Raw genomic sequence first — 12,168 nt, 5'->3', positions numbered from 1 at the left:
AAGCTCAGAAGAAGCGGCGGACGAAAACGTCGGGCTTGCCGTTGGTGTCACCGGGGACGATGCCGTCGGCCTCGGACTGGAAGACCACGTCGCGCCCGCCGGCGCTGACCGAGTCGACCTCGGCCGTGGCGGGCTGGTCGGAGACGGTCTCGTCGGCGCCCGTCTGGAGGTCGCGCAGGACGAGCGACGGGCCGCTCGTGTCCCTCGGGGCGTACAGCAGGTAGCGGCCGGTGGGGTCGATGGCGAGGCCCCGCACGTCCGGCACCCGTTGGGCGTTGCCCGTGCTGACGTCGTGGACGTAGGTGTCGTTGTCCGAGAGGTAGACGACCTTGTCGCCACTGTCGCTGAGCTGGACGAGCGTGGCGTACTTGGACGGGCCCTGGAGCGGGCCAGAGCTGGTGCCGGTGGTGCGGTCCCACAGGTAGACGCCCTGTTTCTGCGGCGCGAGGTCCTGGTAGGCGACGTAGCGGCCGTCGCCGCTGATGGAGGGCCGGGCCGGGGCGCCAGTGCCGAGGGAGGCGATGGTCTGGCTCCCGCCGTTGCGGTCGGCGATCACGACGCGCCGGTTGCGGGACACGTAGTCCAGGACGCCGAAGGCGAGGTAGCGGCCGTCCGCGTTCAGTGAGGGCTGGTTGCAGCGGCCGCAGACGACGGGAAGCAGGCCGAGGTCCACGGAGTGCTGCTGGATCCGCTCGGCGCTCATCCCCTTCGCCGGGGCGTTGGCGGCGACCTGCTTGCCGTCGCCGCTGATCGCGGGGACCCAGCCCTCGGCGATGGGCTCCGTCCTGGTCTGTCCCGCCCGCCGGTCGTGGACGTACACCTCGTTGCCGTCCGCCGACGGGCCGTTCTTCAGCGACTTGAAGACGACGCTGCGGCCGTCGGGGGTGATCGAGGGGGCGCCGTAGCCGTCGTCGGTCGCGACGCTCACCCGCTCGACGCCGACGCTGAGCCCGCCCACCGCGACCGACGGCCCCGGCGGGGCGGCGATGGCGGTGGGCGCCGCCGCCGTGACCGCGCAGACCACGACCGCCGTGCTCAGGGCGGCCCGCACGCGTCTGGTGGTGCTCCGGTTCGTCCTTCTGCTCATGTTCCCCCCAGAAAAGACACAGACTGTCCCCCAGATCTCCACTGGAGGGTCGTCGAATATGCAACCGTCATGGCGTTGAGGAGTCAATGCGTCACGCGCCGCATGCACGACATCCCGTCACTTCCCCTGATGCCGCCCCCGGTCGCCGCGCCCCTCGCCGCAACTCCGCCTCGTACGCCTGCCGTTGGCCCGAACTCGCCCTCACCTCCGGGTCAGTGGAGCGCCCGTCCGTTCCGGCAGCCGGAACGATGGCGCGCGGCTCGGGTCAGGCGTAGGTCCGTCGGGCGGTGGTGTCCCGCGCGACGACGCGGTGGCTGAGCACGGTCGTCGCCGCGCCGCCCGGGTCCGCGGTGCGGGACGCTCCCGCGCGGGCGGCGGCGGTGTCGATGATGTGGCGGGCGGCCAGGGAGCCCATCTCGTACAGCGGCAGGCTCACCGTGGTCAGGCCGACGAACTCCGCGATCCGCAGGTCGTCCATGCCCGCGACGGAGATCTCGCCCGGCACGTCGATGCCCGCCCGCCGCAGGGCGCTCAGGGCACCCACGGCGACCTCGTCGTTGGCCGCGAGGATGGCGTCGGGGAGCGGGCGGCGGGCGATGAGCCGCAGCGTGGCGGCGTGCCCGGCCTCGTGGTGGAAGCCGCCGGGAACGCAGTGCGCGCCCTCGCTGAGGCCCGCGGTGGCCATGCACGTCAGGAAGCCCTCGCGGCGGTGCTTGCTGACCGTCATGCCGGGCGGGCCCTCGATGAACGCGATGCGCCGGTGCCCCAGGGAGACGAGGTGGTCGGTGATGTCGTGGGCCACGGCACGGTTGTCGACGACGACGGACGGGCAGCCCAGGTCGCGCTCGGCCAGGGACACCGTCTGGACGCCCTGCTCCTGGGCGCGGCGCACGGCCTTGAGCAGGTTCGGCGTCTGCGGGTCGTCCTCGTGGCCGCTACCGGCGAAGACGACGCCCGCGGCGCGGTAGTCCCGCATGGCCTGGAGGCGGCTGATCTCCGTGGCGGTGCGCCGGTCGACGTTGGACAGCATGGTCACGTACCCGGCGCGGGTCGCCACGTCGTCCACGCCGCGGGCGATGACGGAGAAGTACGGGTTGTCGATGTCGCTCACCAGGACGCCCACGAGGCGGCTGTGCGGCGAGACCATGGCGCGGGCGAGCGCGCTGGGCGAGTACTCCAGACGCTCGGCGGCCTCCAGGACCTTGGCCCGGGTCTTGGCCGAGATGGGATGGTCGGACCCGCTGAGCACGCGCGACGCCGTGGACACGGCCACGCCCGCCTCGCGGGCGACTTCCACCAGGGAACTCACACACCACCGTCCACGCGGGTCCGGAGGCTTCCGGGAAACGCTTGCCTCCACTGGCCACAACATGGCACAGGGCAGGACCCCTTGGCAATTCGCGTACTCAACTCCTGGCGTTTTCTTACCTGTTGGCGCTTGACGGCGCGGTGTCGCGGACGCCTAGCATCCTCGGCAAGGCATACGTTTGCCTAACCGATGACCTCGGGGAACCGAGGCCGAACGAAGGGGATGCCCATGCCCATCCGGACCCGGGCCGCGGCCTGGACCGCGTGGACGCGTACGAAGCGCTTCACCGCCACCGCCCTGTTATGCGCCACGGCCACGCTGGCGACCGCCTGCGGCGGCGGCACGGGCACCGAGACCCGCGCGGACGGGACGCTGTCGTTCACCGTGGCGGTCGTCGAGCCGGACATCACGACCGTGCCGGTCCTGGCGGCCGTGGACGCGGTCCGGCGCCAGGGACACGACGTGAACGTCATGGAGCTCGCCGCTCCCGAACTGGCCATCGAGGGCCTCGCTCTGGGCGACTACGCGATCTCGGCGGAGGCGACGGGACCGGCCCTGAGCGCCATCGAGCAGGACGCCCCCATCAAGATCATCGCCGATGTCGTCGGCAACCAGTGGGCGCTCTACGGCAGGCCCGGCGTCACCTCCTGCGACGACCTCGACGGCCGCCCGTTCGGGACGTTCAGCGCGGGCGCGGTCGCGACGGCCATGGCCAAGGACTGGGTGCGTACGCACTGCGGCGCGAACAAGCGCCCGCGCTATCTGACGCTGGGCGGCTCGGACGTCCGCGCGCAGGCCCTCGCCTCCGGGGAGATCGACGCGACACCGCTGGAGGTCTCCGACGCCGTCGCCCTGGAGTCGTCCGCGGAGCCGGGCGCCACCGGCCTCACCGAGCTGGCCGACTTCGCCCGCACCCTCCCCGACCTGCACCCGCAGACCGTCTACGCCAACGCGGGCTTCCTCGCCGAACACCGGCCGGTGGCGCAGGCGTTCGTCACGGCCCTGGTGCGTGAGCACGCCCGGATCAACGACCGGCCCGGGTACCTCGCGCGTCTGGTGCGTCACTACCTGCCGGAGCAGGACGGCGCCGACGTGGCCCGGATCGCCGAGCGGTACCGCTCGGCGCGGCTCTTCGACGCGGCGGCCCTCACCCCGCGGAACGTGCAGGGCACCATCGACTTCTTCGCCCGCGCCGGGGTCATCGGACGCGGTGTGTCCGTGCGGGACGCCGCCGACCTCAGCTTCCTCAGGGCCGCGTCATGACCGCCACGACGACGCCCCTGAAGGCGGCGCACCGCAGAACGCGCGGGCGTGTCGCCGCCCACCAGGCGGGCCCCCGCCCCGCGCGGCGCCCCGGACCGCTGCGGCGGTTCCTCGACCGGAAACTGCCCTACCAGCTCCTGACGTTCGCGCTGTTCGCCACGGCCTGGGAGCTGTACGCCCGCGCACGGGGCGGCCTCCTGCTGCCCGGCTTCGCCGAGACGCTCCGGGCCACCGTCGACCTGCTCGGCGACGCCGAGCTGTGGCGCGCCCTGTACGTCAGCAACCAGGCGCTGGTGCTCGGCTTCGCCCTCGCCGTCGTCGTCGGCGTCCCGGTCGGCGTCGCGCTCGGCCGCTTCCGGCTCCTGGAGCGGTACGCGGACGTCTACCTGAACATCCTGCTCGTGACGCCGGTCGCCGCGGTCATTCCGCTCCTGGTGATGTCGGCGGGCGTCGGCCTGACCTCGCGGGTGGCGCTCGTCGCGGCCTTCTCGGTGGTCATGGTGGTCGTGAACAGCCGCGCGGGGGTACGGCAGGTGGACCCGGCGCTGATCGAGATGGCCCGCTCGTTCGGGGCGGGCGAGCGCTGGATCTGGCGGTGGGTCCTGCTGCCCGGCGCCCTGCCCGCGATCATGACGGGTGTGCGCCTCGGCCTCGGCCGCGCGGTCACCGGCATGGTGCTCGTCGAACTCCTCATGGTCTCCGACGGCCTTGGCGGGCTGATCCTCACCTATCGCGGCCTGCTCAAGGCGCCGCCGCTCTACGGCACCATCGCGATCATCCTCGCCGAGGCGCTGCTCCTGGTCTCCGCCGCCCACTGGGCCGAGCGCGCGCTGACCCGCTGGGCCTCCCCTCCCGAGAACCGTACGCACCCGGCAAGGAGCACCCCATGATCACGATTCACGGACTGAGCAAGGACTTCACGGCGCGGGACGGGACGTCCGTGCGCGCGCTGAGCGACGTCGCCCTCGACGTGGCCGAGAACGAGTTCCTGACCGTCCTCGGCCCCAGCGGCTGCGGCAAGACCACCCTGCTGCGGGCCATCGCCGGGCTCGTGCCCTGGGACGAGGGCGACATCCTCGTCGACGGGGTGCCGGTGCGCGGGCCCGGCCCCGACCGGAGCATGGTGTTCCAGAACTTCGCGCTGCTGCCGTGGGCGACCGTCCTGGACAACGTCGCCTTCGGCCTGCGCCTGCGCGGCGTCGGCCGGGCCGAGCGCACCGAGCGCGCCCGCGCGCTGCTCGCCCTGGTGGGCCTCGCGGGCTGCGAGGCGAAGCTGCCCGGCGAGCTGTCCGGCGGCATGCAGCAGCGCGTGGGCATCGCCCGCGCCCTCGCCGTGCGCCCCCGCGTGCTGCTCATGGACGAGCCCTTCGGGGCGGTGGACGAGCAGACGCGGCGGCTGCTGCAGGAGGAGTTGCTGTCCCTGTGGGAGGAGCAGCGGCTGACCGTCGTGTTCATCACGCACAGCATGGAGGAGGCCGTTCTGCTCGGTGACCGCGTGGCCCTGATGTGCGCGCGCCCGGGGCGGATCGCCGAGATCGTGCCGGTGCGGCTGCCCCGGCCGCGCGCGCAGGACGTCGGGGGTCTGGCGCGGTCCGGCGAGTACGCCGAGCTGACGGCGTACCTGTGGGAGCGGCTGCGCGCGATGCACGCCGAGCACCAGCCGCAGCGGGCGGCGAGGGGGGCCTCGTGAACCCCCGGATCTCGTTGCGGCGGATTCCCGCCGCGCCGGTCAGCCTCGCCTTCGGTGCCGCCGTCTGGGAGGCGGTCGGGCGCACGGCGGACGCGTCGTCGCTGCCGCCGCTGAGCCGGGTGCTCGACCGGCTCGTGGAGCTGACCCGAGAGGGCCTGATCTTCAGCAGCCTCGGCGACAGCCTCCTCAATCTGGCCCTGGGCCTGGCCGTGTCCCTCGCCGCGGGGCTCGCCGTCGGCACCGCCATGGGCCGCTCGCGCCGGGTCGAGGCGGCGCTCGGCGCCTACGTCCACGCGCTCCTCACCGCTCCGTCCCTGGTCTTCGCGCCGGTGTTCTTCTCGCTGCTCGGGGCGGGGCGCGGCTCGATCGTGGCGGTGGTGGTGATGTACGCGGTGTTCGTCGTCATCGTCAACACGGCGGCGGCCGTGCGGTCGGTGCCCCCGCACCTGGTGGAGATGGCCCGCTCGTACGGCGCGAGCGAACGCCAGGTGCTGCTGCGTGTGGCGCTGCCCGCCGCCGCACCCATGATCATGGCCGGGGTGCGGCTCGGCGTCGGGCGGGCCGTCACCGGAATGATCAACGGCGAGATGTTCATCGCCGTCGTCGGGCTCGGCCACCTCGTCACCGAGGCGGGCGGGCGCTTCGACAGCGCCAGCGTGCTCGCCGTGCTGCTTGTCGTCGTCGCCGTCGCGCTGGGAGCCCTGGCGCTGGTGGAGGCCGTCGACCGCCGCATCACCCGATGGATTCCCCCGACCGCGAGGAGCGCGCGATGAAACTCGACGCCTACAGCCACATCCTGCCCGAGCGCTACTTCGCGCGCATGCGCGAGCTTGCCGTCGACACCGCCGCCCTCAAGCGGTGGCTGGAGCTGGACGCGCTGCACGACCTGGACGCGCGCCTGCGGATGATGGACGAGTTCGGCGACGGCTACCAGCAGGTCCTCACGCTGTCCTCACCGCCGATCGAACGGCTCGCCGCGCCGCACGAGTCCCCCGCGCTCGCCCGGCTCGCCAACGAGTGCCTGTACGAGCTGTGCGAGCGGCACCCCGACCGGTTCCCGGCGTTCGTGGCGTCCCTGCCGCTCAACAACCCGGACGCGGCGCTCGCCGAACTCGCCTTCGCCCTCGACGACCTGGGCGCCCGAGGCGTCCAGCTCTTCACCAACGTCAACGGCAAGCCCCTGGACGCTCCGGAGTTCCGGGACGTCTTCGCCGAGATGGCCCGGCGGGACCTGCCCATCTGGCTGCACCCCGCCCGCGGCGCCGCCTTCGCCGACTACGCCACCGAGGACACCTCCCGGTACGAGATCTGGTGGGCGCTCGGCTGGCCGTACGAGACGAGTGCCGCCATGGCCCGGCTGGTCTTCTCCGGCCTGCTCGAACAGCACCCGTCCATCAAGATCATCACCCATCATCTGGGCGCCATGATCCCCTCCCTCGAAGGGCGGATCGGGCTCGGCTGGGGCGACCAGCTGGGCAGCCGCACCGCGGGCGCGGACCTCGCGCGCCTGCGCGACGCGGCGCTGCCGCACGGCCCGCTGGAGTACTTCCGCCGCTTCTACGCCGACACGGCGCTCTCCGGTTCCGCCAGCGGCATCCGGTGCGGCCTGGACTTCTTCGGCACCGATCACGTCCTGTTCGGCACGGACTGCCCCTTCGACCCGGAGGGCGGCCCCGGTTTCATCCGCGAGACGATCCGCGTCCTGGACGCGCTCGACCTCACGGACGCCGCTCGCGCGCGGATCTACCACGGCAATGTGCTGCGCCTGATGCGGCTGCCGGTCCCGGTGCGGGGCGCGTAGCCCCTCCGGGCGCGGCGTTGGCCCGGGGCCCTCCCTCTTCAGGCCCCACCCGTTCCCATGCGCTAGCGGCTCTGGGCGTCCGCCCAGAGCCGCTGGACGTCCGCCCACACGTTCTGAGCGAAGGTCCAGAGGTCAGCGCGCAGTTCAGGGTTCCGCACGAGCACGACGGCGCCCACCACGAGGACCAGGAACTGAAGCAGGCCACCGAGCCCGGAGCCGGAGCGGCCCCCGTTGCGGCTGCTCCTGCGGCGCATCGCGTCCATGTGGCGGTCGTTCGCCTGCCGCCTGACGGCGTCGTTGAAGGCCTGCTGGCTTGCCTGCTGAGCAGGGTCGGGAAACATCGTCGGCCACCCCCGAGGTCCAACGTCCATGTGAGACCTCCCACGCGTCCGGCCGGGCCCCAGGTTGCCCGTGGATGAGGTCTGTCACGGAAGCCTGACGCCGTCGTGACATGCGTGACGGAAGGCCGGGGGTCCTATGGGCTCGGGGGTCGCCGCCCGGAAGCGGACGGCGCGCCGCGGAGGCGTGGTGTCGCCTCCGCGGCTCGGTGGTTCTTCGGGTCAGTCCCCCAGCGTGTAGAAGTGGATGGGGGTGTTCGGTGTGAAGCCGATGCGCGGGTAGACGGGGGCCCCGGCGACGGTCGCGTGGAGGGTGGCGCGGGTGAGGCCGGTGGCGCGGGCGCCCTCGTGGAGTGCCTTGCGGGTGACCGCCTCGCCGTAGCCCCTGCGCTGCCACCGCGGGTCGGTGGCGACGAAGGTCACGAAGAGGCGACCCCGCGCTTCGACGGTGGCGGCGCACGCCACCGGGACGTCGCCCCGCATGCCCAGGTAGGCGTACATGTCGTCGCTCTTCCAGCGTGCGGATCCGGCCAGGCCGTCGCGGCCCTCCGCCACGTCGAGCCCGTACGCCCGCGACTGGAGGTCCGCGTAGGCCAGCAGCTGCTCGTCGGTGCGCACCCGCGCGAACGTGAGGTCGGGGTGGACCGGGTCGGGGACGGGCGGCAGGTCCGCGGCCATGCCCCTGCCGGGGAAGGCGTACCGCAGACCGGCCTGTTCGGCCAGCGTGGCCCGCGCGGTGCGCGCGTCGTCGTCGAGGAGGTCCTCGAAGAGCCACAGGAAGCCAGGGTGCTTCTTCTGGCGCATGAGGTCCGCCGCCTGGCGCAGGCGCTTGGCGAGGAGGTCGGCTCCCGCTCCCGCGTCGGTCAGGGTGACGCAGTTCCAGAACGCGAAGCGGCAGTCGGCCCAGCGGACGGCGATGCCGGGAAGGTCGCGCACATCGGCGTCCGCGTCGCGGTCGAGCACCATGGCGCGCCAGGCCACGGCGAGTTGCTCGGCGGACTCCATGGCCTCGGGGCCCGCGACGCGGTGGTCTCGTGGTGTCGCTGTCATCAGATGATGCCTTCGAACTGCTTGTCCTCGGTGGGGAACTGGACTGGGGCACGTGGTAGGAGTCGCGTCCGAAGCGCCGCCAGACGGCCGCGATGAGGAAGGCCACCACTACCGCGACGGGCGTGTAGTTGAAGGTGCTGGCGGTGATCGGCCGGGTCTGCGGCAGCAGGAACAGCACCGTGACCCCGGCCGCCCACAGCACGGCCACCCAGCCGATGGGGCGGCTCCAGCGGCCCAGGTTCCAGGGCCCGGGGCTGAAGCGGTCGCCGTGCAGGAGCCGCAGCAGCACCGGGATGGCGTAGGCCGAGGTGAATCCCACGACGGAGATGGCGGTCACCGCCGCGAACGCCGTCGAGGAGTACAGCGACGGCAGCGCGAGCACGAAGGCCACGGCGACGGCGAGCCAGACCGCGTTGGCGGGGATGGCGGTGCGGCGGCTGACCTTCTTCCAGTGTGCAGAACCGGGCAGGGCGCCGTCCCGGGCGAAGGCGTAGATCATGCGGCTGGCGCTGGCGGTCACCGTGTAGCCGCACAGGAACTGGGCCACGATGATCACCAGGAGCAGGGCCTTGGCCGCCGCCATGCCCAGCGCGTCCAGGAGGATCTGCGCCACCGGCACGCCGGAGGGGCTGTCCAGGGTCGCGGCGTAGTCCTGGATGGCGAACAGCAGCGTGGTCAGCAGGATGCCGCCAGCGATCCAGGACACCGTCACCGAGCGGAAGATGCCGCGGGCGGCGGCGACGGAGGCGTGGTTGGTCTCCTCGCTCAGGTGGGCCGAGGTGTCGTATCCCGCGAGGGCGAAGACCGGCAGCAGCATGCCCAGCAGGATCACGTAGACCGGGACGCCCCAGCCGGTGTTGTTGGTGAACTCGGTGAAGACGAAGTCGGCGGACTGGTGCCGCGAGGGCGCGAAGGCGAGGGCGCCGATGATGACGACGGCCCCCGCCAGGTGCCACCAGGCGCTCACGGACGTCAGGATGTTCATCAGCCGGGTGCCGAAGAGGTTCAGGACCGCGTGCAGCGCGAGGATGACCGCGTACAGGACCAGGAGGGAGCCCGGCGTCGGCGTGTAGTCGAACTGCAGGTTCATCCAGGCGGCGGTGAACGTCGCGATGCCGTAGTCCTGGGCGGCGATGCCGCCGAGCAGGCCGAGCAGGTTGAGCCAGCCGGTGTACCAGCTCCACCGCTCGCCGCCGAGCTGGCGGGCCATGTAGTACAGGCCGCCGCTGGTGGGGTAGCGGGAGGTGATCTCCGCGAGGGCCGCGGCCAGGCACAGCACCAGGGGGCCGACGGCGAGCCACCCCCACATGATCACCGCGGGGCCTCCCGTGTTCAGGCCGTAGCCGAACAGCAGCAGGGTTCCCGACATGATGGAGATGACCGACAGGGAGGCGGAGAAGTTGCCGAACGCCCCCATCCGGCGGTGCAGTTGCTGGGTGTAGCCCAGCGACTGGAGGATGCGCGCGTCCTCACCGTCGTCGTCGACCGGGTGCTGCTGCTGGCGCGGTGCTCTTACCGAAGTCATGGGTTCTCCGCACGGAGGGCTGGAAGAGGGGGATGCGGGCGGGGCGGCGGCCGGGCCGCTACGGGGACGCGGCGGGGCCCGCCCGCGGGGCACGGGCGGCGGTCATGGGCGGTTCCCCCGTCGCGGGCGGGACCTCCGGCAGGCGTGGCGGTCCTCCTCGAACGCCTTCCGCCACTGGCTGTTGGGGTACCGGGCGTCGTACAGCCACGGGGCGGGCGTGGCGAAGTCGCCGATGGCGTCGAACACTTCGGTGGCCCACTGGGGGAACCCTCCTCTCGTCAGGGCGTAGGCGAGGTAGTTGAGGTCCAGCTGGGAGCTGGTCGCCGGATCGCACTTCTGGAACCAGCCCTCGTACGCCTGCGTGACGGCCCGGGTGGTGTCCTCCCTGGTCCACAGCAGGTTCAGCGTGACCTCGGTGCCCTGGTTCCGCCGTTCGCGGTGCTCCTGCACGCGGGCGTACAGGGGCAGCAGGAGCAGCGGCGAGTCGGGCGGCGCGAAGGAGACCGTCCAGCGGGCGAAGTCCGTCGCGACCGCCTGGCGGCCCGCCGGGCCCGGGCGGGCCTGGAGCGCCTGGGACATGCGGTGCCACGCCTCCCGGTTGAACGGATCCCGCCGGTGCACGTCCGCCAGCAGTCCCCACGGCCCGGCGGGCAGCAGGTACTCGTGCGGGGGCGGAGCCGTGTGGTGCTCCGGGTAGCGCTCCCGCGCGTCCGTCTCGGCGAGGGCCAGGCGGCAGATCCCCGGCACCGGGTCGTGGGGGTTGCCCTCGCTCGCCTTGTGGCACGCCTGCCGGGCCCGGTCCGCCAGCTTCTCCAGGTCCCGCGCCTGCTGGGAGTCGTGGGCACGGTGCTCGCGGTGGGCCTGCAGCACGCGTTCGGTGGCGACCCTGGCGAACATCACCCGGGCGGCGAGGCTCGCCGGTTCCTCCTTCAGCCACAGCTCCACGACGTTGGTCTGGGCGGCGACGACGCCCAGCACCTGCGTACGGGACGTCCACTGCGGCCAGCTGCCCGTGCGGGCCAGCACCTGCCGCATCTGCATCCAGTAGCCCGCCTGGATGTCCTGCACCGCCGGGTAGAGGTCCGCGTCGCGGCCAGCCGGGTTCGCACTGGCCATCAGCGCTCTCCTCGGCGGGCCGGGCGCGGGCCGGGCGCGGTGCGGCCGCTGATGGCCGGGGGTGCTGGGGTCCGTGCGCGGCGTGCTGGCGGTCCCGCCGCGTTCACGCGGCGACCGGCCGGTTCGGACGGCCCTGCCGGGAGCCCCTGCCTCTGCCGTCGGCCCTCCCACTCGCCAGATGGTGTGAACACGACACCGCAGGGTGTGCGTTGGCGGCCATAGGCGGAGGATCCTTCGGGCAGTGGGAACGGAGGCGGAACGGTGATGCGAACGGTGTGGCACGGTGTGGTGCGAGGGACAGCGGCGTGGGCCGACGGGCAAGGCGGGGATGACCGCCGTCGCATGGCCCGGGCGGTGGCTGTCGCCCTTGGCTGGGAGCGCGGCCCGACAGGTACTTAAGTGCCTGGAGGGGCCCATGACCAGAGAATTCCAAGATTGTTTAGCCGTTCGGCTACGAGTTTCGGCCACGCGGCACACCCGTGTCGCCATCCGTAACCGGACGCTTCAGCCGCGGCGCTCCCCCGGCACGCCACCGCGTTCCGTCCGTGCGCGGTCCCGCGCCCGCCGCGGTCAGGGGCCGCCGCCCCGAGCGGACGCAGGCACACCGTGAGTGACCTGGTCATTCCCCTGCGCTTGGGGCAGGGTACGGCTTTCATGGGCCGACGGCGGCGTCGGCAAGTCCCCGCCGCGGACGGGCCGTTGGCCATGGTCCGGACCAGCCGTACGACCCCGGGGCGGAACGCGTGATCGCCCGCCGCGAGCACATCCGCCGGGCCGCGAGCCCGTGGCGACGGGCCGGACGGTTCACCCTCGCCACCGGGAAGCCCGGGCACCGGAAGGCGCGATCACGCAACAGGACTGTCCCGTTATAGGCAAGTTGAGACGCGCTGGCGGCGCGCAGACGGCACGAGGAGCGTGCCACCCGGCCACTCCCGGGCGTCCCCGCGACGGCCGCCGGGACGCGGGATCATTCGGCTAGTTCGGTGCGG

General features: G+C 72.7%; 10 protein-coding genes and 1 pseudogene. 5 read left to right on the top strand and 6 right to left on the bottom strand.

Going from position 1 to position 12,168, the window contains the following annotated elements; translation table 11 throughout:
- Positions 1 to 4 precede the first annotated feature (4 nt).
- Both ACOBQU_RS38555 and ACOBQU_RS38550 read right to left on the bottom strand, forming a co-directional pair.
- The gene (locus tag ACOBQU_RS38555; RefSeq protein WP_423634067.1) at positions 5 to 1,087 is read right to left on the bottom strand and encodes a TolB family protein; all 1,083 of its coding nucleotides are present in this window, start codon (positions 1,085 to 1,087) and stop codon (positions 5 to 7) included.
- A gap of 265 nt (positions 1,088 to 1,352) precedes the next feature.
- The gene (locus tag ACOBQU_RS38550) at positions 1,353 to 2,396 is read right to left on the bottom strand and encodes a LacI family DNA-binding transcriptional regulator (protein ID WP_423634065.1); all 1,044 of its coding nucleotides are present in this window, start codon (positions 2,394 to 2,396) and stop codon (positions 1,353 to 1,355) included.
- A 228-nt stretch (positions 2,397 to 2,624) separates the two neighbouring features.
- On the opposite strand from ACOBQU_RS38550, the gene ACOBQU_RS38545 reads away from it, so the two are divergent.
- Genes ACOBQU_RS38545 through ACOBQU_RS38525 form a run of 5 tightly spaced genes read left to right on the top strand, consistent with a single transcriptional unit; the run spans position 2,625 to position 7,150 of the window.
- Positions 2,625 to 3,659 carry an ABC transporter substrate-binding protein gene (locus ACOBQU_RS38545; protein ID WP_423634063.1) on the top strand — a complete coding sequence of 345 codons (1,035 nt, stop codon included), beginning with the start codon at positions 2,625 to 2,627 and terminating at the stop codon, positions 3,657 to 3,659.
- A complete protein-coding gene (locus ACOBQU_RS38540) occupies positions 3,656 to 4,549 on the top strand; it encodes an ABC transporter permease (RefSeq protein ID WP_423634062.1) in 894 nt (297 codons plus the stop codon). Before ACOBQU_RS38545 ends, ACOBQU_RS38540 begins: the two co-directional genes overlap by 4 nt.
- Complete coding sequence (locus ACOBQU_RS38535; RefSeq protein WP_423634060.1) at positions 4,546 to 5,349, top strand: ABC transporter ATP-binding protein; 804 nt, start codon at positions 4,546 to 4,548, stop codon at positions 5,347 to 5,349. Before ACOBQU_RS38540 ends, ACOBQU_RS38535 begins: the two co-directional genes overlap by 4 nt.
- On the top strand, positions 5,346 to 6,122 hold the full coding sequence (locus ACOBQU_RS38530; RefSeq protein ID WP_423634058.1) for an ABC transporter permease: 777 nt from the start codon (positions 5,346 to 5,348) through the stop codon (positions 6,120 to 6,122). Before ACOBQU_RS38535 ends, ACOBQU_RS38530 begins: the two co-directional genes overlap by 4 nt.
- Positions 6,119 to 7,150, top strand: a complete 1,032-nt coding sequence (locus ACOBQU_RS38525; protein WP_423634056.1) for an amidohydrolase family protein — start codon at positions 6,119 to 6,121, stop codon at positions 7,148 to 7,150. Before ACOBQU_RS38530 ends, ACOBQU_RS38525 begins: the two co-directional genes overlap by 4 nt.
- Before the next feature lie 62 nt (positions 7,151 to 7,212).
- Here the strand turns inward: ACOBQU_RS38525 and ACOBQU_RS38520 are convergent, their stop codons facing one another.
- The 4 genes and pseudogenes from ACOBQU_RS38520 to ACOBQU_RS38505 all read right to left on the bottom strand — a co-directional run bounded on the left by ACOBQU_RS38520 (position 7,213) and on the right by ACOBQU_RS38505 (position 11,179).
- Complete coding sequence (locus tag ACOBQU_RS38520; RefSeq protein ID WP_423634054.1) at positions 7,213 to 7,521, bottom strand: hypothetical protein; 309 nt, start codon at positions 7,519 to 7,521, stop codon at positions 7,213 to 7,215.
- A 189-nt stretch (positions 7,522 to 7,710) separates the two neighbouring features.
- Complete coding sequence (locus ACOBQU_RS38515) at positions 7,711 to 8,538, bottom strand: GNAT family N-acetyltransferase (RefSeq protein WP_423634052.1); 828 nt, start codon at positions 8,536 to 8,538, stop codon at positions 7,711 to 7,713.
- A 34-nt stretch (positions 8,539 to 8,572) separates the two neighbouring features.
- Positions 8,573 to 10,063: pseudogene (locus ACOBQU_RS38510) on the bottom strand (amino acid permease); the annotation flags it as partial.
- Between the two features lie 102 nt (positions 10,064 to 10,165).
- Positions 10,166 to 11,179: a hypothetical protein gene (locus ACOBQU_RS38505; RefSeq protein ID WP_423634050.1), complete on the bottom strand. Its 1,014-nt coding sequence runs from the start codon at positions 11,177 to 11,179 to the stop codon at positions 10,166 to 10,168.
- Positions 11,180 to 12,168 lie beyond the last annotated feature (989 nt).

Origin of the sequence: Streptomyces sp. G45 (assembly GCF_049542095.1) — a bacterium.
In the GTDB taxonomy this organism is placed as follows: Bacteria; Actinomycetota; Actinomycetes; order Streptomycetales; family Streptomycetaceae; genus Streptomyces.
This window is presented reverse-complemented; position numbering and strand designations above follow the sequence as displayed.

What these genes read in the sequence shown, in the direction of transcription:
- ACOBQU_RS38540 (WP_423634062.1), top strand. Translation starts at nt 3,656, where the DNA reads ATGACCGCCACGACGACGCCCCTGAAGGCGGCGCACCGCAGAACGCGC.
- ACOBQU_RS38525 (WP_423634056.1), top strand. Translation starts at nt 6,119, where the DNA reads ATGAAACTCGACGCCTACAGCCACATCCTGCCCGAGCGCTACTTCGCG.
- ACOBQU_RS38545 (WP_423634063.1), top strand. Translation starts at nt 2,625, where the DNA reads ATGCCCATCCGGACCCGGGCCGCGGCCTGGACCGCGTGGACGCGTACG.
- ACOBQU_RS38515 (WP_423634052.1), bottom strand. Translation starts at nt 8,538, where the DNA reads ATGACAGCGACACCACGAGACCACCGCGTCGCGGGCCCCGAGGCCATG.
- ACOBQU_RS38535 (WP_423634060.1), top strand. Translation starts at nt 4,546, where the DNA reads ATGATCACGATTCACGGACTGAGCAAGGACTTCACGGCGCGGGACGGG.
- ACOBQU_RS38555 (WP_423634067.1), bottom strand. Translation starts at nt 1,087, where the DNA reads ATGAGCAGAAGGACGAACCGGAGCACCACCAGACGCGTGCGGGCCGCC.
- ACOBQU_RS38505 (WP_423634050.1), bottom strand. Translation starts at nt 11,179, where the DNA reads ATGGCCAGTGCGAACCCGGCTGGCCGCGACGCGGACCTCTACCCGGCG.
- ACOBQU_RS38520 (WP_423634054.1), bottom strand. Translation starts at nt 7,521, where the DNA reads ATGGACGTTGGACCTCGGGGGTGGCCGACGATGTTTCCCGACCCTGCT.